Origin of the sequence: Shewanella mytili (genome assembly GCF_046765975.1) — a bacterium.
Classification (GTDB): Bacteria; Pseudomonadota; Gammaproteobacteria; order Enterobacterales; family Shewanellaceae; genus Shewanella; species Shewanella mytili.
In genome coordinates, this window is sequence record NZ_JBKOUD010000003.1 from 88,527 (window position 1) to 112,665 (window position 24,139).

Sequence of the window (24,139 nt, forward strand, 5' to 3'; positions counted from 1 at the left end):
TTATTTCCCTGCAACAGCCACACCGGCTGATATATAGGGAATGACCTTGCGAATAACCGCTTCAATATCATTATGTTCATCAAAATCCGCTGTTGCTATTTCCATCAGCGCATCGGCAGATGCCATAGTGAAAACCACCGTACCCAGAGTAAAGTGCAGTCGCCAGAACACATCAGCGGGCGGCACCTGTGGCACGCTTTCACTGACTGCCGTGACAAAGGTCTGCAAATGCTCTCCGTAATGGGACGTGATAAACCAGCGAAGGTGCCCCTGGCTTTCAATATAACCTCGGCCCAACAGTTGTAAAAAGGTACGGGTGCCATCAGGCCACAACTGATTCAACTTGAGTAATGGCCCCACCAATGAGGAAAAAATCTCCTCCAGGGAGGCTTGTTGCTCCTGCTTACGCTGGGCATTGATGGCGTGTGATGCCGCAGGCATGAACACGTCAAGGTAACGTGCCAGCACTGCGCGAATGAGCTCTTTTTTAGAGCCGAAATGATAGTTGACCGACGCCAAATTGACTTCGGCCTTGCTGGTGATCAGCCGCAACGAAGTTTCTGAAAACCCGCGTTCGGCAAACAGTCGCTCTGCGGCATCGAGAATACGGGTCTTGGTGTCAAAGCGATTGGCCATGCCATCTCCCAAATTATTTTAAACACCTGTTTAAAATAATTGTTGGGGTAGCTGATGTCAAACAAAAACTGGGGCCGTCACATGCACCGGACAAGGCGTTAACCCATATTAACGAAGATGACTGCCACGACGGTTTTGCTCCCGGGCCGCCACTTTTTGCTGCGCATGTTTGGGCAGCATCACATACACAGCCCCATAGTCTCCCTGCCCCCTTGTAGCACTGTGAAACGCCTGCACTTCATCCATCTGCGTCAACCAATGATTCACGCAGGACTTGATCAGTGCGGGGAAAGGTTTGCTGTGGTGTCCCTTGCCGTGGATCACCAGTACACAACGGTTACCCAAGCGTACATGCGCCAGCAAAAATGTCACTAAGGTGTCCCGGGCCTGACGGCGGGACATGGCATGAACATCCAGCGCTGCAGCAACTTTATATTTCCCCAGGCGCAGATTCTTGAAAACAGCATCTTGCACCCCAGGACGTTTGAAACTGAGCATGTCATCCGGTTTAACCGGCGGAATTAGCGCCAATTCCAGCGGTAACCGTAACAGGTATTCGTTCATTTGTGCGGCGGCCTTGCGTGCTTTTTGGGCATCAGTTGCACCATTATGGCAAGCGGTTGGGGCCATGCGGTTATGTATCAACGGTTTTACATCCGCCATTTCAGTCAGAAATAAATCCATATCATTTTGATCCATAAGCAGATATCCCCATTATTGCCCAACCGAATTACACACTTTGTTAATAAATCAATCTTCTGTTAAACCAGCGCTTCTATTATAGTGAGCACCATTACACATGAGTAAACGAAGTGAATGAGAAACATCCTGATAACACTGGCATTACTGCTGACGGCAGTGACGCCGGGATGGGCAGCGGATAACAAGGATGATGCCGCGCTGAATCATCATTACGAGCATTTTATTGCCGCTTTTGCCACATTAGATACGCAACCCTTGGCCACCATTTACGCGGATGATGCCGATTATATTCCCGAACAGCAAACCGGCGACATTGTCACCGGCAAGACGGACATTCTGGCACTCTATCAAAAATTTTTTGAGCGCATTCAAAAACGTAAAGCCCATATTGAAGTGGATTTCCGCATTGTCAGGCGCTTGCGCCAAGGCGCCCAAGCCACCGATATCAGCTATTATCTGGTGCGTTTTTATCCTCCGGTAGAAACCGAAGAACCCGTCAGTGAGTTTGCCGGCAAAATGGTGGTGGTTTCCGAGAAAAACGCCCAGGGTCAATGGCAATGGAAAGTGGACATCAGTAACCGAGCCAGTCCCACACTGTTTTTTAATGCCGAGCCCAAAGCCCCACTTTACTATGGCAATCACTTGAAACCCTTAACTAAATAACGGTTTAGCATGTCTCATTCCAGCAAGTTGAACCCGCGCCCCTGCCCTTGTGGCAATGGTTTGGATTATGGCGCATGCTGTGCGCCGTTTCATCAATACGCATTACCGGCACCCTCTCCGGAGGCGCTGATGCGCTCGCGTTACAGCGCCTTTGTGCTACAGCAGTTTGCTTATCTTGAAGCCACACATCACCCGGATTTTCGCCAGGGACTTACCGCCGAGGTGCTGGCCCAAGGGACCCATCCTCAATGGCTGGCGCTTCAGGTATTACACACCGAGCAACAAACCGATACGGGAATCGTGATTTTTAAGGCATGGTTTCAGCAGCAGGGCCAACTGGATGCCATTTATGAAAAATCCCGTTTCAGGCTGGAAAACGGACAATGGTTTTACACCGACGGGGAGCAAGCGACAGTGACCTTGCCCAAACGCAATGATCGCTGTTTTTGTGGAAGTGGCAAAAAATTCAAGCAGTGCTGCAGCCTGCGTTTATCTCGTCACTGACTCAGGGGCGGTTTGTCCGCATCTATAAAGGTTGAAAAATCGGCTTCCCGCAAAGCCGGACTATACAAAAACCCTTGTGCCTGGTGACACAGGTTTTCCGCCAGAAAGCGTTCCTGTTCGTGGGTTTCCACCCCTTCTGCCGTCAATGAAATATTCAGCGCTTTAGCCATGGCAATGATGGCGCTGACAATTTCCTGACTCTCCCGGCTGACGTTCAGATCGGAAATGAATGAACGGTCTATCTTGAGTTTGCTGATGGGAAACTGTTTGAGGTAACGCATGGAGCTATAGCCGGTACCAAAGTCGTCAATGGCCAAGCCCACGCCCAAATCCGCCAACTCCTGACACAAATTGGTGGCGTAACGGATATCTTCCATCAGCTCGGTTTCGGTAATTTCCAAAATCAGGGTTTTGGGTTTTAAACGGTAACGGGTCAACAGCTGCCATACCTGACCGTACAGGTTACCGCCAAAGAACTGCCGTGCCGACACATTCACGTGCATCGACATGTCAATGTTGCGATGTTGCCACAGGTAAAGCTGCTTGCAGGCGGCTTCCAGCACCCAACTGCCAATGCTGTTAATCAATCCGGTTTGCTCGGCAATATCAATGAATGACCCGGGATACATAATGCCGCGCTTAGGATGGTGCCAACGGATTAAAGCCTCAGCACCTATGTAGGTCTGATTTTGCAGGTCCCGCAGCGGCTGATAATACAGTTCAAACTGACGCCCACGAATGGCCAGATTCAACTCCCGCTCGATTTCTGCATCATCCTTGAAAGCCTCAAGCAGCGTACTGTTGAAAATCTGGATGGCGGCGCCCTGCTTCTTTTTGGCATATTGCAATGCAATATCCGCGCAGGTGAGTAACGGTACGGATTCGGCGATTTCATCAATGGCCACAATGGCCATGGCCGGACGCACATCAACCGATTCCCGTCCCAAAGAGATGGGCATGCTCAATTGCTGATACAGGCGAGTGTAGCAATACTGCAAATCTTCCGCTGACAATTCCGGCAACAGCAAAACAAATTCGTCACTGCCAACCCGAGCGGTTTCCGCCCCTTGATACAAAGCGGAAAAATGACGTAACCGACGGGCGATTTCAATGAGCAATTCATCGCCCTTGCTGTGACCATAGGTATCGTTGTATCGCTTGAATCCCACCAGATTCACCAGCAACAGGTAACCTTTCGAAATCTTGTCCAAGATGCGGTTGAAATAAGTACGGTTATACAAACCGGTGAGATTACAATGCCAGGCGTAATGCTCCAGTTCGGTTTGATGATTGCGGGCATCCGTATGATCTTCTGCTGTCACCAGCACATAATGATTGCCCCGGCGGGTTTCAAACTGGCTGGCATAAAATTTCAGCCAGAAAACCGTGCCGTTATGGTGCTCTAACGGGATCTCCCCGCGGGCTATCTGCCCCTGACAGAGTTTTTCCAGCACCTGGGTGGCCTTTTCAGGGGATTGCTTGAAAAACAGTAAATCCTTAAAGCTCCTGCCCAACAGTTTTTCCCGGGAAATGCCGGTAATGGCCTGATGGGCATGATTGACATACTCAATGGTTTCTTCCCGCAGATTCACCAACAACGTGATTTGGGCCGATTTTTCAAGGGCGGACTGAAACAGCGTCAGCATTTCATCTTTATGGTAGGCATCACCGGTGGCCAAGGTCAGGGCCAACTGATCGGCAACCTGGCACGCCAGATGGATTTCGTTATCGCTCCAGTCCAGCGCTTTTTCATGGCGCTCCAGGCTCAACACCCCTTCAATGTGGCCATTGATGCGTACCGCCACTTCCAGCGCGCTTTTCACTTGATTGGGCAGGATATAAACGTCGTGCAGTTCTGCCAGCCGGGGATCCTTGGCGGCATCCACAGCGGCAATGTGCAAATGGTTGTGAAGTTCTGCGATGTAATGAGTGAGGGTGAGTAAGTTGCCGGGACGAACGCGCTTGAATGATTGAGCCTCGCCATAACTGGCCGCTTCAAACTGGATGTGCTGATCTTTTGACCAAGACCAGACACTGGCATGATCAATTTGCAAATGGTCACACAGTAATTTTGTTGCCAAATCCGCGGTAGAGGCAAAATCACCCTGTTGCTTTGCTGTAGAATTCGTTAGCGACTCCAATAATCGCCAGTACTGCCCACGATTAACGCACATTCTTATCCAGCCAAATTATAAAGATCTAAAAATGTCTTCTGCAATTATCACATAGTCAGGTTACACATTTACGAATACTACAGCAATAGCTATTACTTTGATTATATTAATAATGCCAATGATTAAGGCAAACTGTTCTGTAATTGGAAAATCATTTTTTCAGCACTGCAGCCAAACTCCAGCGCCAACTGCCAATCGTCATTCTGCTGCACAAGATTTACCACTACGTCATTAAACCGGGCCTTGGCTTTGTCTGCCAGCGCTTGGGCGTCCTCTTTGGCAGCATCTCCCGTAAAGGTCAGTTGCAGCACAATGTCACTTTCTTCAACCACTGCGCCAATATCCACATAACTGCCACATTCGGCACAGGTATCGTTGACCAGGTCACTTTGCGCTTCTTTAATGCTTTTCATAACATTTCTCCATCACGGGATTAAAAAGATAACGGGTGATAATTTTTTGATTATAGCCTGCTGATGAAATATTTCTGTGGCTCATTTCACGCGGCTTGTGGCGTATCTTGGGCTAATCGCTGCTGCAACACAAGCTCTGCCAGTGATGGGGTTTCCGGTAATAACTGCGGCACTTGGCCAGCAAAACGCTGACGGGTCAATAAACTGCAATTTTCCAGCACTTGTGTGGTTTGTTGAGGGTAAGCGCCGCCCACAACCAAGGGCTCGGGGGTTAATGCCTGTGCCAACCTGAAGCTGTCAGCCCCCTCTTGCAAAAAGTGACGGGCATTGTCGATAACATGCTGTTGGCTCAAATCTCCCCGCAAAGGCTGGGATTCAGGCAGTTGCAGTTGTTGTCGCAGCTTGTCGTCAGTGGTCAGGGTATCCTGCAAATGAAATTGTGGCCAATCGCGGGCATCTTGCGACAGCATTGACAACAATAACCCGAAATCGCCCCGGGTATTGTTTTTCACCGCCTGATTAAGGCGGCTGCCCAACTGCAGCTCATTGACCAGAATTTGTTTTGCTTGCATAAAAAAACATCGATTAAACAACCTGTTGTTATTTAATCGACCGAATTACCACTAACTTTAGCTTTTTTTGCAAATTCAGGCTTTACATAAAAACACTTTATGTCTACTATTGCCGCCGCAATTTGAGGAGGGGTTCCCGAGTGGCCAAAGGGATCAGACTGTAAATCTGACGGCTCCGCCTTCGAAGGTTCGAATCCTTCTCCCTCCACCATTTTGCGCTGCCAATAAGCACTTTTGTGTGAAGTTGAGGAGGGGTTCCCGAGTGGCCAAAGGGATCAGACTGTAAATCTGACGGCTCCGCCTTCGAAGGTTCGAATCCTTCTCCCTCCACCATTTCACTACAAAAGCTGCCGTCTTCGGGGAGGGGTTCCCGAGTGGCCAAAGGGATCAGACTGTAAATCTGACGGCTCCGCCTTCGAAGGTTCGAATCCTTCCCCCTCCACCATTTTCTGTAAATGCTTTTCGAACCAAACGCTGCGCCGTTTCAAGGCTTGATGCGCTTAATCACCTTTTTATGGCCGGAACCTTCTTGATTGCCCCCAATGCAACCCGCAGGGCCATTTTCACTCCATGTTGCAACGAACGCCCCATCAATCAATTTGCAGGTATTTATGGGTTTGAATGGACAGGCGCCAATTGCGGGCAATGCATGTTTTAATCGCCAGTTCGGTGGCTCTTGTTTTTTGGCTAATGGGTTGCAAACAGATGACTTTCCCCGAAATATCAATGTGTTGAAGCAAACTATCCAGTTGCTCAATATCTTTTTCGGTGGCAACGGGGTGCTTGATTTCATTCGCCCGGCACAACGCTTGGGGTAACACGGGCAAACGGCCTTTCATGTTGATTTTGGGCGATACGGTCACCCAGGTATCCACCGCGCATTTCACATCAAATGTGCCACTGGTTTCAATCTGGGTGGTGTACCCTGTCCGGTTCAGGGTTTGGGTCAGTTCCATCAGGTCAAACAGGCAAGGCTCTCCGCCGGTGATCACCACGTGTCGCGCCGAAAACCCGGCCTGTTTCAAGGCATCCAGCAAGTCGCTGGCATTATACCAGGCCCAGCGGCCCACACGGCCATCGGTCTGCAATACCTGGTGGGGAGCCACTTCTAACGCTGGCAACTGCGCCCAGGTGTGGCGGGTATCGCACCAGGCACAGCCCACGGGGCAGCCCTGCAGGCGGATGAAAATGGCCGGCAATCCGCTATTGACGCCCTCGCCCTGAATGGTTTCGAATATTTCATTAACGGGATATTGCATACCGGCTCCTGGGACGATGGGGATTGATGCTGACAAGGCGACAACCTATAGGGGCGCCGTTATATAGTATCCGCTGCCAAATGGCAAACGGCGGATGTATTACAGGTTTCACGGGGTTTTAGGGTAAACTGGGCGCCATTCGTTTTTTGAGTGTATCGGCAGATGAAATCAACAACTCCAACCTCCTCTCCCCGTAAAGCCATTATCGTCTTCAGCGGCGGTCAAGACTCCACCACATGCCTGGTGCAGGCACTGACCCAGTATGATGAAGTGCACGCCATCACGTTCAACTATGGGCAGCGTCATGTGCATGAAATTGACGTGGCCAGGGCCCTGGCAAAAAAACTCGGCGCCAGCAGCCATAAAGTCATGGATGTGGGTTTGCTGAACGAGTTGGCCATCTCCGCGCTCACCCGTGACAATATTGCGGTGTCCAATACGTTAATGGACAACGGCTTACCCAATACGTTTGTGCCGGGACGCAATATCCTGTTCCTGACCCTGGCGGGGATTTATGCCTACCAACTGGGCGCGCAAGCGGTGATAACCGGGGTGTGTGAAACTGACTTTTCCGGCTATCCGGACTGCCGCCATGCCTTTATCCGGGCGCTGGAATCCGCATTGGTTCAGGGAATGGATCGCCCGTTGAAATTGATCACCCCCTTGATGTGGCTTAACAAGGCTGAAACCTGGGCGTTGGCAGACCGTTATGGCCAGCTGGCATTGGTGCGTGATGAAACCCTCACCTGCTATAACGGCATTGCCGGTAGCGGCTGCGGCGAATGTCCGGCCTGCAAGTTGCGCCAACACGGGCTTGAGCAATACCTGCAAAACCCTCAGGAAATTCAGCAGCAGTTGGCACAAAAATGTCCAGTGCTGTAACAAATCCATCCCCTTGGCTGACGCTCATCCTGCTCACGTTGTTGTGTGTGCTGCTGCAATATGCCGGCCTGGATGAATGGCTCATCTACCAGCGGCAGGCCATTGGCGACGGTCAGCTTTGGCGCCTGCTAAGCGGTAATTTGCTGCATACCAATCTCTGGCACCTGCTGATGAATATGGCAGGCTTGTGGGTGGTGGTGTTTATTCACCGCATGCATTACGCCCATTGGCAACTGGCGTTGCTACTGCTGTTGTTATTGCTACTGGAAGGTGCAGGCTTGTATTGGGGATTTCCCCAATTGATGGCGTATGTGGGGCTAAGTGGCGTGCTCCATGGCCTGTTTGCCTATGGGGCACTGTGTGATATCCGCATCGGTTGGCGCTCCGGTTATCTGCTGCTGGCCGGGGTTACCCTTAAGGTGATCTGGGAGCAACTGCAAGGCGGCAATGCCCAGATGACGCAACTGATTGATGCCCGGGTTGCCACCGAAGCCCACCTCGTGGGGCTGCTAAGTGGCGTATTGCTCTTTGCGGCATATACGTTGCTGTCATCAAGACCCAACAGAAACGCCCGCTAGTTGCTGCCTTGCAACAATGCTTTGTGATCTGGCGTTACAGGCAGGCGATTCCAGATCACATCATCAAGGCCCCCCAGGCAGGGTGTCAACCTCCCCTACCTGAGTCAATGAGCCGCGCGGCTATCCTGACAGTTCACTGGCATGCCGCTCAGGCGCTAATCAGTTGCTCTCTTAACTGGGCGATTTCATCCCGAATGGCGGCAGCCTGTTCAAATTCCAAATCCCTGGCGTGTTGCAGCATCTGTTTTTCCAGCCGGTCAATTTCGTGGGATAGCTCGGCCGCGCTTACCTGCGGCAAATCGGCCTGCCGTGATGGTGCTTGCCGTCGCCCTTCATGCCGGTCACGACTTGTACGGGTATCGCTGTCTCCCACATCCATCACATCAGTGATGCGTTTCACCACCCCTCTTGGGGTAATGCCATGCGCCAGGTTGAACTGATGCTGTTTTTCACGCCGGCGTGATGTTTCCCCCATGGCCTTGGCCATGGATGGGGTTATCTTGTCCGCATAGAGGATCACCTTGCCGTTGACGTTACGGGCCGCCCGGCCGATGGTCTGGATCAATGAGCGCTCAGAGCGCAAAAAGCCCTCTTTGTCTGCATCAAAAATGCACACCAGTGACACTTCCGGCATATCCAGCCCCTCACGCAACAGGTTAATGCCCACCAGCACGTCAAACAGGCCCTTGCGTAGATCCCGGATAATCTCCACCCGCTCCACCGTATCCACATCGGAATGCAGGTAACGCACCTTAACGCCATGCTCATCCAGGTATTCCGTTAAATCCTCAGCCATCCGTTTGGTCAGGGTGGTCACCAGAATGCGCTCGTTAACCGCCACCCGTTTGGCCACTTCGGACAACAAATCATCCACCTGAATCGCCACCGGCCGGACTTCCACTTCCGGATCCAGCAAACCGGTGGGACGCACCACCTGCTCGGCAACATCATCACCGCAGTGCTCGGTTTCATAGCTGCCGGGGGTGGCCGACACATAAATGGTCTGCGGCATCAGGGATTCAAACTCCTCAAACTTGAGGGGGCGGTTATCCAGCGCCGAAGGCAAGCGGAAGCCGTACTCCACCAATGTGGTTTTCCGGGAGCGGTCGCCTTTGTACATGGCACCAATCTGCGGTACGGTCACATGGGATTCATCGATAATCATCAAGCCATCTGCCGGCAAATATTCCAGCAGTGTTGGCGGCCCTTCGCCGGGACGGCGCCCCGAAAGGTAACGGGAATAGTTTTCAATGCCGGAGCAATACCCCAGCTCCACCATCATTTCCACATCATATTGCACCCGCTCGGTGATCCGCTGCGCTTCCACCAGTTTGTTGCTGTCCAGCAACTGCTGGCGCCGTTGCCTCAGCTCTTCTTTGATCTGCTCGGTGGCCGCAAGAATGGTTTCCCGCGGTGTCACATAGTGGGTTTTGGGATAAACCGTGGTGCGGGCCAGGCGCTTGATGACATGTCCGGTCAGTGGGTCAAACAGGGAAAGCTGCTCGATTTCATCATCAAACAGCTCCACCCGAATGGCATCCCGCTCCGATTCTGCCGGGAAGATGTCAATGACCTCACCCCGCACCCGAAATGTCCCCCGCGCCAGTTCGATATCGTTGCGGGTATACTGCAATTCGCTAAGGCGCTGCAAAATTTCCCGCTGCCCCATCGTGTCGCCCTGACGCAGATGCAACATCATTTTCATGTAGGAGTCAGGATCGCCCAAGCCGTATATGGCAGACACCGAAGCCACCAGCACCACATCGCGCCGCTCCAGCAATGCCTTGGTTGCCGACAGCCGCATCTGCTCAATGTGGGCGTTGACCGAGGCATCTTTTTCAATAAAGGTATTGGTTGCCGGCACATAGGCTTCCGGCTGGTAATAATCGTAATAGGACACAAAATATTCCACGGCGTTATGGGGGAAAAACTCTTTCATCTCCCCATAAAGCTGCGCCGCCAGGGTTTTGTTTGGTGCCATGATGATGGTTGGCCTGCCCATGGCCGCAATCACGTTGGCCACGGTAAAGGTTTTACCGGAGCCGGTAACCCCCAGTAATGTCTGGTGGGCCAAGCCGGCGTCCAGGCCATCCACCAACTGTGTAATCGCCGTCGGCTGATCGCCCGCCGGCGCATAGGGTGCCACCAATTTGAATACTGTTTCCGACACGAATGAATGCCCTCCAATTGAGCGCAATATTGTAAACCGCAGCGGTGCCGGATGCCACTGGGATACCGTGTATTCAAACGGGCGTACCGCACTATAACAGTAAATGCTGAAATTCTCTGACGTCACGAATTTGGGCTTGAGTTATCCCGGCATTTAGGCTAAGCCCCAATTTAATGCACAACAGTTCCTGACCTATTTCTTACATATTAATTACAAATAGGTTCAACTTTAATTACATGGGTTGACTTTCATATATTGCTGTTTTTAAACATATTTTTATTTTGTGAAATTTTTTGCCCAATTTAAGTTCACCCCAGATGCCATCGGGGTTTGCCGCCGATTTACCAAACAAACTCACAGGGTTATCCACAGAATCAGTGGATAACCTGAGATAACCCCGTAACCATGCGGGATTGTCCTTTTTCTCGCCAATGGCTGCCACCGGGATTTTTTTTGAAAGTTAATTACATTTGAAAATGGATCACCAATGACGCGATTTCCCGCGGATAAAAAAGGCGTGAATTCCTCCTTGGTAGCAACTTTAAATGGCCCACTGGCCTGTCCCGATATTGTGTTTACAAACACCTTTAAGGGGATCTCCCCGCCCTTCCACCATGGGTACACTCATACATAAAAAATCGTGACGCCCCACTCTGGGCATTTCATGCGCCGGGAATGCCCGACATCGGCAAGCAACGCGCAATAATGCACAGGTTAACCTGGGGGATTTACCGTAAAGCCGCCATGTTAGCTGTTATTTTTTAAGCATTATCTGGCTTTTTAGTACAATTATTTAGCCTCGTGCACATTAGATAAGCAATTGGCCTAGGAATAACACTTTTTTTGTCATGCCGAGTTGACTCCACCCCCGGAGCGATTTACTATGCGCTCCGTCTTCAGAGACGCACTCTGCGATTCCCCTGTAGTTCAGTCGGTAGAACGGCGGACTGTTAATCCGTATGTCACTGGTTCGAATCCAGTCAGGGGAGCCAATTTGAAGACACTATCTGCAATATGATAGGTTCTGTGTAATTCCCCTGTAGTTCAGTCGGTAGAACGGCGGACTGTTAATCCGTATGTCACTGGTTCGAATCCAGTCAGGGGAGCCACATAGCACCATTGAAAATTTGTTCCCCTGTAGTTCAGTCGGTAGAACGGCGGACTGTTAATCCGTATGTCACTGGTTCGAATCCAGTCAGGGGAGCCATTTCAACGTCATGAATGTGGGTGATTGTTCCCCTGTAGTTCAGTCGGTAGAACGGCGGACTGTTAATCCGTATGTCACTGGTTCGAATCCAGTCAGGGGAGCCAATTTCATCCATGCATATCTGTTCCCCTGTAGTTCAGTCGGTAGAACGGCGGACTGTTAATCCGTATGTCACTGGTTCGAATCCAGTCAGGGGAGCCACTCTGTCGTTGACACATTCTGTTTCCCATCCCCTTTTCACTTTGCTTATTTTTGCCTTTATCCTGTCGCGGCTGGAAAGTCCTAAAACATTGCCATAATCAGCCATGTGTTTCCGCTTGTATGTCTTCTCCTCTTGAAAGACTCAAAGGCAATGGCAGAGTTGTGATTCATCTTCCGCTTTACACTCCAGTATCTGGATTTTACGGGATATCTTTGCTCACATACGTCGCCGCGCCCGGTGCGTTTGCCTGTTAAGTGCGCTATCCCTGGAGCCTTACACCCTGCCAGCGGATTAATCCCTGTTTTTCATGTGTTGTTAATAACGCCTGAAACACCGATAATGTGCCAATTGATTGTAATACCGTGAATATGATGAGTGATTATCTGCTGTTGCTGGTCGGCACAGTGCTGGTCAACAATTTTGTCCTGGTAAAATTCCTCGGGCTCTGCCCTTTCATGGGGGTTTCGAGCAAGCTGGAATCTGCCATTGGCATGTCGATGGCGACCACCTTTGTGCTCACTCTGGCCTCCATCCTCAGTTATCTGGTCAACCAGTATCTGTTGCAACCTTTCGAGTTAAGCTACCTGCGTACCATGGCCTTCATTCTGGTGATTGCCGTTGTCGTGCAGTTCACTGAAATGGTGGTACAAAAAACCTCCGCTACCCTGTACCGGGCACTGGGCATTTACCTGCCGCTTATTACCACCAACTGTGCCGTGCTCGGGGTGGCGCTGCTGAACGTGAATGAGCAGCACAACTTCATGGAGTCCGCGGTATATGGCTTTGGGGCGGCGCTGGGATTTTCGCTGGTGTTGATCCTGTTTTCAGCCATGCGTGAACGCTTGGCGGCCGCGGATGTTCCCCTTCCTTTTCGTGGCGGTGCCATTGCGATGATTACCGCCGGGCTTATGTCGTTAGCCTTCATGGGCTTTACCGGCCTGGTTAAATAAAGTGAGAGACCAATGCTGATAGCTGTCATTTTGTTAACACTGCTGGCGGTGGTGTTTGGTGTGGTGTTGGGTTTTGCCGCAGAAAAATTCAAGGTGGAAGGCAACCCCATTGTGGATCAAATTGAATCCCTGCTGCCACAAACACAATGTGGTCAGTGTGGTTATCCCGGATGTCGCCCTTATGCCGAAGCCATTGCCAATGGTGAAAAAATCAATCGTTGCCCCCCGGGAGGCACGGCCACCATGGAAAAACTGGCCGACTTGATGGGCGTAGAGCCTGAGCCTTTGACCGCGTCGGCGGAAACCCAGGTGAAAAAAGTGGCGTTTATCCGTGAAGAGGAGTGCATTGGCTGCACCAAATGCATTCAAGCATGCCCGGTGGATGCCATTATTGGCGCCGGCAAACTGATGCATACCGTACTGACCAGTGCTTGCACCGGATGCGATTTGTGTGTGGAGCCCTGTCCCGTAGATTGTATTGAAATGGTACCGGTGCAGCAGGAACTGCGCACCTGGGACTGGAAACTCAATGCTATTCCGGTCAAAACGCTGTAAGAGGATTTTTCTATTGAGTCAATCTGCATTCACTGAGCCAACCCGACTCTGGCCCTTGACCGGCGGGATCCATCCGCCCCAACTAAAACAGCGCTCTAATGGCCGTGCCATTCAAACATTGCCACTGGCAGAGGAATACCTGCTGCCCGTGCCCCAGGTGGGTGAAACCGCGGTACTGACCGTAAAAGTGGGAGAGCATGTCCTGCGGGGCCAAAGCCTCACCCGAGGCATTGCCGCCATGTATCTGGCGGTGCATGCCCCCACATCCGGCACCATTGTGGCCATTGAGCCACTGCCCAGCAATCATCCCTCCGGATTGCCGGTGCTGACCTGTGTGTTGCAAGCAGACGGCCGTCACCAGTCTGTTCCGTTTGAGCCCCTGGCAGTGCCACAGCCCAGCCGTGAACAGCTCTTGCAGCAAATCCGCGAAGCGGGCATTGCCGGTATGGGCGGCGCCATGTTTCCCACCCATATCAAACTCAATCCCGCAGGAGACGTGCGCCTGCTGATCATCAACGGCGTGGAGTGTGAACCCTATATCACCGCGGATGATCTGTTGATGCAAGAACATGCCAGCGACATTGTACGTGGCATGTCCATCATCCGGCAGTTGCTCAATCCACAACAGATTATCATCGCCATTGAAGACAATAAGCCCCAGGCCATTAACGCCATGGGCGCGGCACTGAATGCCTCTGACATCCCCCCTGAGATGTGCCGGGTACAGGTGATCCCCACCAAATACCCTTCTGGCGGTGAAAAACAGTTAATTCAAATCCTTACCGGCGAAGAAGTGCCATCCGGCGCCATTCCGGCCCATCTGGGAATGGTGGTACAGAACGTGGGCACCGCCTATGCCATCTACCAGGCGGTGCATAACGGTTTGCCGCTACTGGAGCGGGTGGTGACCGTCACCGGACAAAACACCCAAAAACCCGGCAACTATTGGGTGCCCATCGGGACACCGGTACGGCACATTTTGCAACACACGGGGTTTGACGCCGTTGCCAACAACCAAGTGATTGTTGGTGGCCCCATGATGGGCTATACCCTGCCCGAGGTGGATGTTCCCTTACTGAAAGGCACCAACTGCTTGCTGCTGCCCCAACGCAGTGAACTGGCGCCCGTGAGCCAGGAACGTGCCTGCATTCGCTGCGGCGAATGCGCCCAGGTATGCCCTGCCTCCCTGTTGCCACAGCAGCTGTATTGGCATGCCAAAGCCCAAGAGTACGATAAAGCCGAGCAGTTCCACCTGCAGGATTGCATTGAATGTGGCTGTTGCAGTTATGTGTGTCCATCGGACATTCCTCTGGTGGAATACTACCGGGTGGCCAAAGCGGCCATTCGCAAAAACCGTGATGAAAAACGCCATGCCGAACACGCCAAAATCCGCTTTGAAGCCCGTCATGAGCGATTGGAACAAGAAAAGCTGGCCCGGGAAGCCAAAGCCCGGGAAGCGGCTGAAAAACGTAAAGCGGCCATGAACGACGGAGAAAAGGACGCGGTAGCGGCAGCCCTGGCCCGAGTCAAAGCCAAAAAGGCGGCGGCCACAACAAGTGCAGCTACAAATACGGCTACAGATAAAAAAGCCGCCGTAGCTGATGCCATTGCCCGCGCCAAGGCGAAAAAAGCAGCGGCAACAGCGGTTGACCGCGAGAGCAGCGCCCCACAAGCATCGGATAAAAAAGCGGCCGTGGCCGCCGCCATTGCCAGGGCCAAAGCCAAAAAAGCGGCAGCACAAACAACTGCCGATAGCGTTGCTGTCGTGTCATCAACTATGGCAACCGATACCAACACCCCGGCGCCAACCCCAGCAACGGATAAACAGGCGCGCATAGCCGCTGCTGTTGCCAAAGCCAAAGCGAAAAAAGCCGCCCAGACCACTCAGGCACCACAGGATAACACCGCCGCAACCGACCAGCCCTTGCCCGCGGCCACGGCTGCTGCGCCATCAGCGCCCGCAACAGGCAATGAACCTGCAGCCTTGAATGACGCCGCAGACAAAAAGGCGCGCATAGCCGCCGCCGTTGCCAAAGCAAAAGCGAAAAAAGCCGCTCAGACCACTCAGGCGCCACAGGATAACGCCGCCGCAACTGACCAGCCTTTGCCCGCGGCCACGGCTGCTGCGCCATCAGCGCCCGCAACAGGCAATGAACCTGCAGCCTTGAATGAAGCCGCAGACAAACAGGCGCGCATAGCCGCCGCCGTTGCCAAAGCCAAACAAAAAGCCCGTGAGCGCGCCCGCGAGCAGGAGAATCATTAACATGGCATTTAAACTTGCCTCATCCCCCCATCTTAGTCGTCAACTGCGCACCGACACGGTCATGCAGCGGGTGCTGTTATGCGCACTGCCCGCACTGGTTGTACAGTGCGCCTTTTTTGGCTGGGGAACCCTCATCCAGGTCGCACTGGCAATGCTGGTGGCACTTTTGTGTGAAGCCCTCATCATGCGCTTGCGACAACGGCCAGTCATGCCGGTGATCAGCGACAACAGCGCGCTGCTTACCGCATTTTTACTGGGGGTTGCCATTCCCCCCTTGGCGCCTTGGTGGCTGATCCTCATCGGCACCTGTTTTGCCATTGTCATGGTCAAGCAGCTCTACGGCGGTTTGGGACAGAACCTGTTCAATCCGGCCATGGCAGCTTATGTACTGCTGCTGATTGCCTTTCCGGTACAGATGACCAGTTGGGTGGCACCGGTAACGGCAGCGCAGCACACCCCCGGCCTGATGGAAAGCCTGCACATCATTTTTAGCGGCAATCAGATTTCCGTGGCGGAGACATTCCGTTTGAGCGTTGATGGCACCACCATGGCAACGCCGCTCGATACCCTCAAAACCGATCTGCACATGGGATTAACCACCCATGACAGCCTGCAAAAACCCATTTTCAATGAATGGGCCGGAAAGGGCTGGTTGTGGGTGAATCTGGCTTATCTGGCAGGCGGTTTGCTCATGTTGCGGTTAAAGCTTATCCGCTGGCAAATTTCCACAGGTGTTTTAGGGGCCCTGTTCACATGCGCCCTTATTGCCTGGGCATTTGCGCCGCAAACCCATGTCAGTCCGCTGCTGCACCTGTTTTCCGGCGCCACCATGGTGGGAGCCTTTTTCATTGCCACAGATCCGGTGACCGCAGCCACCAGCAATAAAGGCCGGCTGCTGTTTGGTGCCATCATCGGTGTGTTGGTATATCTCATTCGCAGTTATGGCGGTTATCCGGACGCCTTTGCTTTTGCAGTACTCCTTGCCAACATCTGCGTACCGCTGATTGATTACTACATTAAGCCCCGCACATACGGCCATCAACGCGGTTAACCCAAAGGAGATCCTCTTGCACAATACAATGTTGAAAAATGGTCTGCTGCTGGGGCTGTTTGCACTGATCTGTACCTTGCTGGTGGCGGCGGTCAACGGGCTCACCCAAGACACCATTGCCGAGCAGCAACGATTGCAGCTGATGAAAGTGCTGCATCAAATCATTCCGGATGCCCTTCATGACAATGAACTGGCGCAAACCTGCATCCAGTTGCAAGCCGCTGACTTGGGCACAGCGGCCCCGTTGCCGGCTTATGTGGCCCTTAAAAACCAACGCCCGGTAGCGCTGGCCATGGAGGTGATAGCCCCCGATGGTTACAATGGTGCCATCAAACTGATAGTGGGGGTGCGCAACGACGGCACGGTGCTCGGCGTTCAGACCTTGTCTCACCAGGAAACTCCCGGACTTGGAGACAAGATTGACGGCCGCAAATCCGACTGGGTAAACCGCTTTAGCGGCAAATTTTTCAATCCGGAGGATGACAAATCCTGGTTCGTGAAAAAAGATGGCGGGGAGATTGATCAGTTTACCGGTGCCACCATTACCCCCCGGGCCTACAGCAAAGCGCTGCGCACGGCGTTACATTACTTCATGGCACATCAGGCAGAGATTTATCAGCAACCGTTGAATTGTGAGGCGCAACAATGAGTCAATATCGTGAAATAGCCTGGCAAGGATTGTGGAAAAACAACCCCGGGCTGGTCCAACTCTTGGGGCTCTGCCCCTTGCTGGCGGTAACTGCCACCCTGACCAACGCCATCGGCTTGGGCATTGCCACCATGGCCGTTCTGATAGGCTCCAACGTATTGGTATCGCTGGTGCGGGATTTTGTCCCCAAAGAGATCCGCATTCCGGTGTACGTGATGATTATTGCCGCACTGGTCACCGCCGTGCAGCTGCTGGTTAATGCCTACGCCTACGGTTTGTATCTGTCGCTGGGGATATTCCTGCCGCTGATTGTCACCAACTGCGTCATCATTGGTCGCGCCGAAGCCTTTGCTTCGCGCAACACTCCACTGGCATCCGCCTTCGACGGCTTAATGATGGGACTGGGATTTACCCTGGTATTGATGCTACTCGGTGCCATGCGTGAACTGTTAGGGCAAGGCACGTTATTTGATGGCGCCGATCAGCTACTGGGCGCCTGGGCCACCGGGCTGCGGGTGGAAATCTGGCAAGTAGACACCCCGTTTTTGCTGGCCATGCTGCCCCCCGGCGCCTTTTTTGGCGTGGGCTTGTTGATTGCCTTGAAAAACGTCATCGACCGGACACTGGCGGCGCGCAAACCGCAAACCACCACCGCCACAGTGCAACGGGCACGGGTGACTCACGTTAATTAACCCGGTGATTGTTTTACACCGGCAGGGATCACTGTGAATAACGCAAAACGACTGGAAATACTCAAAAGACTGCGGGACAACAACCCCCATCCCACCACTGAACTGCATTACAGCAGCCCGTTTGAGCTGCTGGTGGCAGTGACGCTGTCAGCCCAGGCAACGGATGTAAGTGTCAATAAGGCCACCGCCAAACTGTTCCCGGTGGCCAATACGCCCCAAGCCATTGTGGCCCTGGGCGTGGAAGGTTTGAAACACTACATAAAAACCATTGGCTTGTATAATAACAAAGCGGTAAACGTGGTGGCCCTGTCACAACAATTGCTGGATAACTACCAGGGACAGGTTCCGGAAGACCGCGCGGCACTGGAATCCCTGCCGGGAGTGGGCCGCAAAACCGCCAATGTGGTGCTCAATACCGCCTTTGGCTGGCCCACCATTGCCGTTGACACCCATATTTTCCGGGTCAGTAACCGCACCAAATTTGCCGTGGGCAAAAACGTGCAGCAGGTGGAGGAAAAACTGTTAAAAGTGGTACCGGCTGAATTCAAGGTGGATGTGCACCACTGGTTAATTCTTCATGGCCGCTATACCTGCATTGCCAGAAAACCCCGCTGTGGCAGCTGTGTCATTGAAGATCTGTGCGAATTCAAGGAGAAGGTGTACCCAGAATCATGAGATTCTGACCACCCATAAGAAAGCCGCCTAAACGGCGGCTCAATGAGTAACGGGTGCAACACCCCCCGTTATCGGGAATACCCTCAGAACATTTGCGAAATCATCGCCATAAAAACCAATGCAATGACACAAGTTGCTCCCAACGCCATTTTCAATTCTGTCGCCATTATTATCTCCCTGAGTTAGTATTGGGTTCATTATTGGTAATACAGCGGCAATTTCAATGCTGTATTACACAATATGTGACCTATCAAACATTTAGGCTCTAATGCAAGCAGATAAGTCACACTGTTGCATTGGCTTCCAGCCCAAAACACCAAAGCGTAAGAGGTACGTATGTCGCAAGTTTTACACACAATGATCCGCGTAGGCAACCTGGAGCGCAGCATTGCGTTTTATACCCAGGTGATGGGGATGAAATTGTTACGTCAGTCAGAAAACCCCCAGTATCAATACAGCTTGGCCTTTGTGGGTTTTGATGAAGAAAGCAAAGGGGCTGCCGTCATCGAACTGACCTATAACTGGGGCACCGAGCAATATGACATGGGCAACGCATTTGGCCATATCGCCATTGGGGAGAACGATATCTATGCCCGTTGTGAGGCGATTGCGGCTGCAGGCGGCAAAATCACCCGGGCGCCAGGCCCTGTGGCCGGCGGTAGCACGGAAATTGCCTTTGTGGAAGACCCTGACGGCTACAAGATTGAATTGATCCAGATGAGTTCGGCGGAAAAAGGCTTGGGCTGATACCCGCCGGCCCATCCATTGACGACTGGGCGGGGCAGCAACACAAAAGCCGCAAACGCCAAATCAAGCACATTGGCATTGCGGCTTTTATTTTTACATTATCACCAAGGGCTTACGCTTCATCCTGACGATACTTGTCGGCAGTGGCTTTGATAAGGGTTTGCAATTCACCCTTCTGGTACATTTCGGTCACGATATCACAACCGCCAATCAGTTCGCCTTCCACCCACAATTGCGGGAAGGTTGGCCAGTTGGCATATTTAGGCAATTCTGCACGAATATCCGGATGTTGCAAAATATCCACAAACGCAAACTGCTCGCCCATATTGATCATGATTTGTGCAACCTGGGAAGAAAACCCGCAGCTTGGCAGTTTGGGCGAGCCTTTCATGTACACAATGATGGGATTTTCAGCAATTTGTTGTTTGATTTTTTCAACGGTATCCATTTTTATTCCTGAGTAATGGTGCAAATAATTTCCTATTGTACGTCACACATCACAATAACAAAAACATACTAAATGTAAGGTTTTTACTTACACATTTTCTAATGCAAAACAACCTGTATTTTTAACTTGAACAATGATGCACTTCACAAATTTTATCAGTACAATAGACGCCAGTGAGCATGTTCAAGAATGATAAACCAAGTCAATGGAGAGATAACAATGGCTTTCGAATTACCTGCATTACCTTATGCAAAAGACGCATTGGAACCCCATATTTCCCAGGAAACCCTCGAATACCACCACGGTAAACACCACAACACTTACGTGGTTAACCTGAATAAACTGATTGCCGGCACCGAAGACGAAAGCAAGTCTCTGGAAGCCATCATCAAGTCTTCCACCGGTGGCGTATTCAACAATGCGGCCCAGGTATGGAACCACACCTTTTACTGGAACTGCCTGGCACCCAACGCTGGCGGTGCTGCTACCGGCGCTGTTGCTGAAGCCATCAACAAGGCTTTCGGCTCTTTTGAAGCCTTCAAAGAAGAGTTCACCAAAAGTGCTACCGGCAACTTTGGTTCAGGCTGGACCTGGCTGGTGAAAAAAGCTGACGGTACTCTGGCCCTCCAGAACACCTCCAACGCCGGCTGCCCCATCACCGATGATGTGACACCACTGCTGACTGTGGATGTATGGGAACACGCCTATTACATCGATTACCGCAACGCACGCCCCAACTATCTGGCCCACTTCTGGGAACTGGTGAACTGGGAATTCGTGAACAAGAATTTTGCCGCTTAATCATTAGCGTCAACCAGCAAAAAAGGAGCCTTGTAGGCTCCTTTTTCATTGATACGAGAATATTCGGCATCAGTTGCGATACAACGTCTGTATAAGATGAAAGCCAAAACGGGTTTTTACCGGCCCATGGATTGTCAGCACCGGTTTTTTAAACACCACGTCATCAAAGGCTTTCACCATTTGCCCCGGGCCAAATTCCCCCAGATCTCCCCCCTGTTTTTTTGAGGGACACAACGAATAGCGTTTGGCAAGCTGGGCAAAATCCTCACCCTTTTCCAGACGCTGTTTTAATTTCTCCGCTTCCTCGCGGGTTTTTACCAGAATATGGCGGGCACCGGCTCTAGCCATAACAACTCCTCTTTTTTACATTGAATGCTAAGCCGTCAACCGCTGATACCCCTGCAGTAACAACAGGGAAGCAAACAGCAACAGCACAACACCGCTAAATAATAAAATGCCCCGATTATTGCGTTGTAACCAGCGGCTCATTCTGGGAATGTTCAACGCCCAACCAAGAAAGGCAAACCACATCAGTGCCAACGTGAAAAACAGTGCCACCACCGCCAGCTTGAACTGTAACGGGCTATGCTGGGGCAACATGCCGGCAATCACGCTGAAAAAATACACATAAGCCTTGGGATTGAGGGCATTGGTGGCAAAGCCGGTCCACCAGCCGTTACGGCGGGAATACACCACGGTTTTTTTGGCACTCACCACTTCAGCAGTAGCACCTGCGGCAGAGGATGCGCCTTTGATGCAACCGTAGCCCAAATACCCCAGCCAAATGGCCGCAAGCCAGGGTAACCACAGCATTAGCCCTGGCAACCATTGTTGCAGTATGGTGGCGGCAAAAGTCACGATACCGGTATGCAGCATGATGGCGGACGCCAGCCCCAGTGCCAGAAAGAAAGCATAGCGCCGACCGCCAACCACGCTGGCCCGTAACATCAACGCAAAATCCGGCCCGGGAACAATCAGCGCCGCAATATGGGCTGCCCCCAGGGTCAACAATAAAGAGATCCAAGACATGAAACAAAATGATTAAATAAGCGACAGGGAGACTCAGTGTAACTGAAAAATCCCCGCCATGACCAGCATGGGCTGAGATGGCGGCGCCAATATTGTTGTCACGGCGCCGGTTATCCCCCGTTACTCGGCCATGCGCTGCAATTTTGCCAGATAAAAGCCGTCAAAACCGTGCTTGGCCGGGCTGATGGTATCATCTTCCAGCAAGGCAAAATTGGGGTGATCCGCCAAAAACCTGTCCACCTGATAGCGGTTTTCATCGGGCATGATGGAGCAAGTGGCGTAAACCAAAATGCCCTGCACTTTTAGCATGCGGCTGTAGCTATCCAGGATCTGTGCCTGCAACTGCTGTAACAGCGGCAAGCGGCTGGGCATGTCCCGCCATTTGGTATCGGGTTTGCGTTTTAGCACCCCCAGCCCTGAACAGGGCACATCCAGCAATAAACGGTCAGCCGACAGTTTCAACCGCTTAATGGTTTTACTGGAGCTGATTAACCGGGTTTCCACATTGTGCGCCCCGGCCCTGCGGGCACGCTCTTTTAAGTTATCCAGTTTCCACTGCTCCACATCCATGGCCAACAGGCGTCCGCGGCCCTGCATTTTAGCGGCCAGGTGCAAAGTTTTACCGCCAGCACCGGCACAGGCATCAATCACCCGCATGCCGGGGGCCACATCCAGCGCATCGGCAACCTGTTGCGAGCCGGCATCCTGCTGCTCAAACCAGCCATCCTTGAAGGCTGCCGTGCGAAATAGCGCCGCATCCGAGATCACCTCCAGCGCCGTGTCCACGCCGGGCACACATTGGGTTGGCACGCCTTCTTTGCTCAGGCGGGTGTGCAGTTGTTGCCGTTCGCACTTTAGCAAATTGGTCCGCAGATAGCGTTTGGGCACGGTGGCCAAGGCGGCTCTTTCTGCAGGCCATTGTTCACCCAACAAATCACTGCCGAGGGTGTCCAGCCACTCTGGGCAGCCGTCCCGTAACCGGGGTAGCTGATTGACAGCTGCCAGACGGGCAGAGAGCATCTCCCCATTAATGACCACCCCTTGATGGCCATGGGGCATTGTGAGCTGATGTTCACCGTGCCAGGCCATTACCAGCATTGCTGCCTGCTCTCCGGCGCCATCAAGCGGCACATCGGCCAACGCACAATAAAAATTCAGCCGGCGGATAATGTCGCCCACCACCCGATTAATCTGTCCCTGTTGGCTGGCGGTCAGTTTCTGCCCAGAAAAATGCTTTGAATAACTTCTGTCCAGCGAGGTGTTATTGCAAATGACGTCTTGAATGATCTGCGCTGTCAGTTCACAGGCAGCAACACTAAGGGGAAGATGGGACATAAACGGGCTCTCGGCAGCAAAAACCGGGGGATCATAGGGGGATGTCCGGGCCTTGGCAAGCCCGGAAACAGTGGATTAAATACCGAGTTTATCAAACAGATCTTCAGTCACGTCATCATGATGACCGCTGCCGTGCAGCGCCAGAATGTCATCCGGGTCCAGATCCTCTTCCTCTGCTACGGTTTCAAGCCCGATAAAATCCGTATTGTCCATGGCAAATTCCAGATAAAAGATATTGTTGTTTTCGGTACGGAAACTCACCCGTCTGGCAATGGGCTCATCCAGATTGGCATCTATGGACAGTGTCAGTTCCCGGTTAATCGTCAGCATTTTCGGCTGGCTCTGACTGATGGAGGTCTGCAGCTCCTTGGACACCAGATTGATAAAATGCCCCAGCATCTGGTTCATCAGCTCACCCATCACATTGGCCACTTCATCGGACGTGTACTTGATGGCCAGCTCCTCTTCCGGCATGCCCATACTCAGCAAATATCGGCGATAGATCTCCATGGCGGCACCCGCTGAAAAATTAATCACCACCAGCCCGGAGAAACCGCCATCAAAAATGGAAAAACAGCCAAGGTCAGGACGCAACCGTGTTTGCCCAATCCGTTGAACCATACCGGCATGGCCGATATGGCTGGCAGTGGTGGTTGATAAAATTTGCGAGACGGAGCGACATAACTTCAACAGAATATCGTCCGAATTGATCACTTGTGATGGTTGCATATGCAACGCTCCTGCTGTGTGTCCGGGATATGGCAGCCATTATCCCCAGAGAAAGGATTAGCGATAAGAATAGCGTTAATTCTAAGCTGGCAAATTTGCCAAAAGCAAAATAATTTGGCGCCCTGTCCGTTACCAATCAGCAAAAAATACGCCTGCTTAACAATTGTGGAAACCCGCCGCAAAATATTTTCAAATGATTGCTCATTTACGCTATATTCGGCGCAACCTGCGGAAATATAAAATAAAAAGGATA

The 24,139-nt window shown here is 52.1% G+C and carries 26 protein-coding genes and 8 tRNA genes; 22 read left to right on the forward strand and 12 right to left on the reverse strand.

Annotation, left to right across the window (positions count from 1 at the left end):
• Positions 1 to 636 (reverse strand): TetR/AcrR family transcriptional regulator, encoded by a 636-nt coding sequence (locus ACIDEJ_RS04720; protein WP_411986943.1) that lies wholly within the window; start codon positions 634 to 636, stop codon positions 1 to 3.
• 108 nt (positions 637 to 744) lie between these two features.
• On the reverse strand, positions 745 to 1,320 hold the full coding sequence (gene smrA, locus ACIDEJ_RS04725; protein WP_411986944.1) for a DNA endonuclease SmrA: 576 nt from the start codon (positions 1,318 to 1,320) through the stop codon (positions 745 to 747).
• A gap of 132 nt (positions 1,321 to 1,452) precedes the next feature.
• Between smrA and ACIDEJ_RS04730 the strand changes: the two genes are divergently transcribed.
• Both ACIDEJ_RS04730 and ACIDEJ_RS04735 read left to right on the forward strand, forming a co-directional pair.
• Positions 1,453 to 2,001, forward strand: a complete 549-nt coding sequence (locus ACIDEJ_RS04730; RefSeq protein WP_411986945.1) for a YybH family protein — start codon at positions 1,453 to 1,455, stop codon at positions 1,999 to 2,001.
• Between the two features lie 9 nt (positions 2,002 to 2,010).
• Positions 2,011 to 2,505, forward strand: a complete 495-nt coding sequence (locus ACIDEJ_RS04735; RefSeq protein WP_411986946.1) for a YchJ family protein — start codon at positions 2,011 to 2,013, stop codon at positions 2,503 to 2,505.
• On the opposite strand, the gene ACIDEJ_RS04740 is transcribed toward ACIDEJ_RS04735, so the two are convergent.
• The 3 genes from ACIDEJ_RS04740 to ACIDEJ_RS04750 all read right to left on the reverse strand — a co-directional run bounded on the left by ACIDEJ_RS04740 (position 2,499) and on the right by ACIDEJ_RS04750 (position 5,664).
• Positions 2,499 to 4,679 carry a putative bifunctional diguanylate cyclase/phosphodiesterase gene (locus tag ACIDEJ_RS04740; protein ID WP_411986947.1) on the reverse strand — a complete coding sequence of 727 codons (2,181 nt, stop codon included), beginning with the start codon at positions 4,677 to 4,679 and terminating at the stop codon, positions 2,499 to 2,501. The genes ACIDEJ_RS04735 and ACIDEJ_RS04740 overlap by 7 nt on opposite strands.
• Before the next feature lie 122 nt (positions 4,680 to 4,801).
• On the reverse strand, positions 4,802 to 5,092 hold the full coding sequence (locus ACIDEJ_RS04745) for a DUF406 family protein (RefSeq protein ID WP_411986948.1): 291 nt from the start codon (positions 5,090 to 5,092) through the stop codon (positions 4,802 to 4,804).
• 86 nt (positions 5,093 to 5,178) lie between these two features.
• Entirely contained in the window at positions 5,179 to 5,664 is a 486-nt protein-coding gene (locus tag ACIDEJ_RS04750; RefSeq protein ID WP_411986949.1) for a VC2046/SO_2500 family protein, read from the reverse strand.
• Between the two features lie 126 nt (positions 5,665 to 5,790).
• Here ACIDEJ_RS04750 and ACIDEJ_RS04755 point away from each other — a divergent pair.
• From ACIDEJ_RS04755 to ACIDEJ_RS04765, 3 genes are all read left to right on the forward strand, one after another.
• A tRNA-Tyr gene (locus ACIDEJ_RS04755) sits at positions 5,791 to 5,875 on the forward strand.
• 37 nt (positions 5,876 to 5,912) lie between these two features.
• A tRNA-Tyr gene (locus ACIDEJ_RS04760) sits at positions 5,913 to 5,997 on the forward strand.
• Positions 5,998 to 6,024: 27 nt separating this feature from the next.
• Positions 6,025 to 6,109 (forward strand) — tRNA-Tyr (locus ACIDEJ_RS04765).
• 145 nt (positions 6,110 to 6,254) lie between these two features.
• Here the strand turns inward: ACIDEJ_RS04765 and queE are convergent.
• Positions 6,255 to 6,923, reverse strand: coding sequence for a 7-carboxy-7-deazaguanine synthase QueE (gene queE, locus ACIDEJ_RS04770; protein WP_411986950.1), 669 nt, complete (start codon positions 6,921 to 6,923; stop codon positions 6,255 to 6,257).
• A gap of 162 nt (positions 6,924 to 7,085) precedes the next feature.
• On the opposite strand from queE, the gene queC reads away from it, so the two are divergent.
• Both queC and rrtA read left to right on the forward strand, forming a co-directional pair.
• On the forward strand, positions 7,086 to 7,805 hold the full coding sequence (gene queC / locus ACIDEJ_RS04775) for a 7-cyano-7-deazaguanine synthase QueC (protein ID WP_411986951.1): 720 nt from the start codon (positions 7,086 to 7,088) through the stop codon (positions 7,803 to 7,805).
• Positions 7,790 to 8,383 (forward strand): rhombosortase, encoded by a 594-nt coding sequence (gene rrtA, locus ACIDEJ_RS04780; protein WP_411986952.1) that lies wholly within the window; start codon positions 7,790 to 7,792, stop codon positions 8,381 to 8,383. The genes queC and rrtA overlap by 16 nt, the downstream gene beginning before the upstream one ends.
• 148 nt (positions 8,384 to 8,531) lie before the next feature.
• Here rrtA and uvrB read toward each other — a convergent pair whose 3' ends face one another.
• Positions 8,532 to 10,553 (reverse strand): excinuclease ABC subunit UvrB, encoded by a 2,022-nt coding sequence (gene uvrB / locus ACIDEJ_RS04785; protein ID WP_411986953.1) that lies wholly within the window; start codon positions 10,551 to 10,553, stop codon positions 8,532 to 8,534.
• A 916-nt stretch (positions 10,554 to 11,469) separates the two neighbouring features.
• Between uvrB and ACIDEJ_RS04790 the strand changes: the two genes are divergently transcribed.
• The 14 genes from ACIDEJ_RS04790 (at position 11,470) to gloA (ending at position 19,544) form a co-directional block, all read left to right on the forward strand.
• Positions 11,470 to 11,545, forward strand: a tRNA-Asn gene (locus ACIDEJ_RS04790).
• A 41-nt stretch (positions 11,546 to 11,586) separates the two neighbouring features.
• A tRNA-Asn gene (locus ACIDEJ_RS04795) sits at positions 11,587 to 11,662 on the forward strand.
• A 22-nt stretch (positions 11,663 to 11,684) separates the two neighbouring features.
• A tRNA-Asn gene (locus ACIDEJ_RS04800) sits at positions 11,685 to 11,760 on the forward strand.
• Positions 11,761 to 11,788: 28 nt separating this feature from the next.
• Positions 11,789 to 11,864 (forward strand) — tRNA-Asn (locus tag ACIDEJ_RS04805).
• 21 nt (positions 11,865 to 11,885) lie between these two features.
• Positions 11,886 to 11,961, forward strand: a tRNA-Asn gene (locus ACIDEJ_RS04810).
• A gap of 372 nt (positions 11,962 to 12,333) precedes the next feature.
• The gene (gene rsxA / locus ACIDEJ_RS04815; RefSeq protein ID WP_411986954.1) at positions 12,334 to 12,912 is read left to right on the forward strand and encodes an electron transport complex subunit RsxA; all 579 of its coding nucleotides are present in this window, start codon (positions 12,334 to 12,336) and stop codon (positions 12,910 to 12,912) included.
• A gap of 12 nt (positions 12,913 to 12,924) precedes the next feature.
• Positions 12,925 to 13,467, forward strand: coding sequence for an electron transport complex subunit RsxB (gene rsxB, locus ACIDEJ_RS04820; protein ID WP_411986955.1), 543 nt, complete (start codon positions 12,925 to 12,927; stop codon positions 13,465 to 13,467).
• The gene (gene rsxC / locus ACIDEJ_RS04825; protein WP_459382710.1) at positions 13,442 to 15,730 is read left to right on the forward strand and encodes an electron transport complex subunit RsxC; all 2,289 of its coding nucleotides are present in this window, start codon (positions 13,442 to 13,444) and stop codon (positions 15,728 to 15,730) included. Before rsxB ends, rsxC begins: the two co-directional genes overlap by 26 nt.
• 1 nt (position 15,731) lies before the next feature.
• Complete coding sequence (gene rsxD / locus ACIDEJ_RS04830) at positions 15,732 to 16,781, forward strand: electron transport complex subunit RsxD (RefSeq protein ID WP_411986957.1); 1,050 nt, start codon at positions 15,732 to 15,734, stop codon at positions 16,779 to 16,781.
• A gap of 16 nt (positions 16,782 to 16,797) precedes the next feature.
• Positions 16,798 to 17,430 carry an electron transport complex subunit RsxG gene (gene rsxG, locus ACIDEJ_RS04835; RefSeq protein WP_411986958.1) on the forward strand — a complete coding sequence of 211 codons (633 nt, stop codon included), beginning with the start codon at positions 16,798 to 16,800 and terminating at the stop codon, positions 17,428 to 17,430.
• Positions 17,427 to 18,122 (forward strand): electron transport complex subunit E, encoded by a 696-nt coding sequence (locus ACIDEJ_RS04840; RefSeq protein ID WP_411986959.1) that lies wholly within the window; start codon positions 17,427 to 17,429, stop codon positions 18,120 to 18,122. The genes rsxG and ACIDEJ_RS04840 overlap by 4 nt, the downstream gene beginning before the upstream one ends.
• 33 nt (positions 18,123 to 18,155) lie before the next feature.
• On the forward strand, positions 18,156 to 18,797 hold the full coding sequence (gene nth, locus ACIDEJ_RS04845; protein WP_411986960.1) for an endonuclease III: 642 nt from the start codon (positions 18,156 to 18,158) through the stop codon (positions 18,795 to 18,797).
• 42 nt (positions 18,798 to 18,839) lie between these two features.
• Positions 18,840 to 18,983 carry a hypothetical protein gene (locus tag ACIDEJ_RS04850; protein ID WP_411986961.1) on the forward strand — a complete coding sequence of 48 codons (144 nt, stop codon included), beginning with the start codon at positions 18,840 to 18,842 and terminating at the stop codon, positions 18,981 to 18,983.
• 150 nt (positions 18,984 to 19,133) lie between these two features.
• Positions 19,134 to 19,544: a lactoylglutathione lyase gene (gene gloA, locus ACIDEJ_RS04855; RefSeq protein WP_411986962.1), complete on the forward strand. Its 411-nt coding sequence runs from the start codon at positions 19,134 to 19,136 to the stop codon at positions 19,542 to 19,544.
• A 112-nt stretch (positions 19,545 to 19,656) separates the two neighbouring features.
• Here the strand turns inward: gloA and ACIDEJ_RS04860 are convergent, their stop codons facing one another.
• Positions 19,657 to 19,992, reverse strand: coding sequence for a Grx4 family monothiol glutaredoxin (locus ACIDEJ_RS04860; protein WP_411986963.1), 336 nt, complete (start codon positions 19,990 to 19,992; stop codon positions 19,657 to 19,659).
• A 219-nt stretch (positions 19,993 to 20,211) separates the two neighbouring features.
• Here ACIDEJ_RS04860 and sodB point away from each other — a divergent pair, with 219 nt between their 5' ends.
• Positions 20,212 to 20,793, forward strand: coding sequence for a superoxide dismutase [Fe] (sodB, locus tag ACIDEJ_RS04865; protein ID WP_411986964.1), 582 nt, complete (start codon positions 20,212 to 20,214; stop codon positions 20,791 to 20,793).
• 69 nt (positions 20,794 to 20,862) lie between these two features.
• Here the strand turns inward: sodB and ACIDEJ_RS04870 are convergent, their stop codons facing one another.
• The 4 genes from ACIDEJ_RS04870 to ACIDEJ_RS04885 form a co-directional block, all read right to left on the reverse strand.
• The gene (locus tag ACIDEJ_RS04870; protein WP_411986965.1) at positions 20,863 to 21,141 is read right to left on the reverse strand and encodes a peptidylprolyl isomerase; all 279 of its coding nucleotides are present in this window, start codon (positions 21,139 to 21,141) and stop codon (positions 20,863 to 20,865) included.
• Positions 21,142 to 21,168: 27 nt separating this feature from the next.
• On the reverse strand, positions 21,169 to 21,822 hold the full coding sequence (locus ACIDEJ_RS04875; RefSeq protein ID WP_411986966.1) for a LysE family translocator: 654 nt from the start codon (positions 21,820 to 21,822) through the stop codon (positions 21,169 to 21,171).
• Between the two features lie 120 nt (positions 21,823 to 21,942).
• Positions 21,943 to 23,157 (reverse strand): RsmB/NOP family class I SAM-dependent RNA methyltransferase, encoded by a 1,215-nt coding sequence (locus tag ACIDEJ_RS04880; protein ID WP_411986967.1) that lies wholly within the window; start codon positions 23,155 to 23,157, stop codon positions 21,943 to 21,945.
• A 75-nt stretch (positions 23,158 to 23,232) separates the two neighbouring features.
• Entirely contained in the window at positions 23,233 to 23,886 is a 654-nt protein-coding gene (locus ACIDEJ_RS04885) for a DUF3334 family protein (protein ID WP_411986968.1), read from the reverse strand.
• Positions 23,887 to 24,139 lie beyond the last annotated feature (253 nt).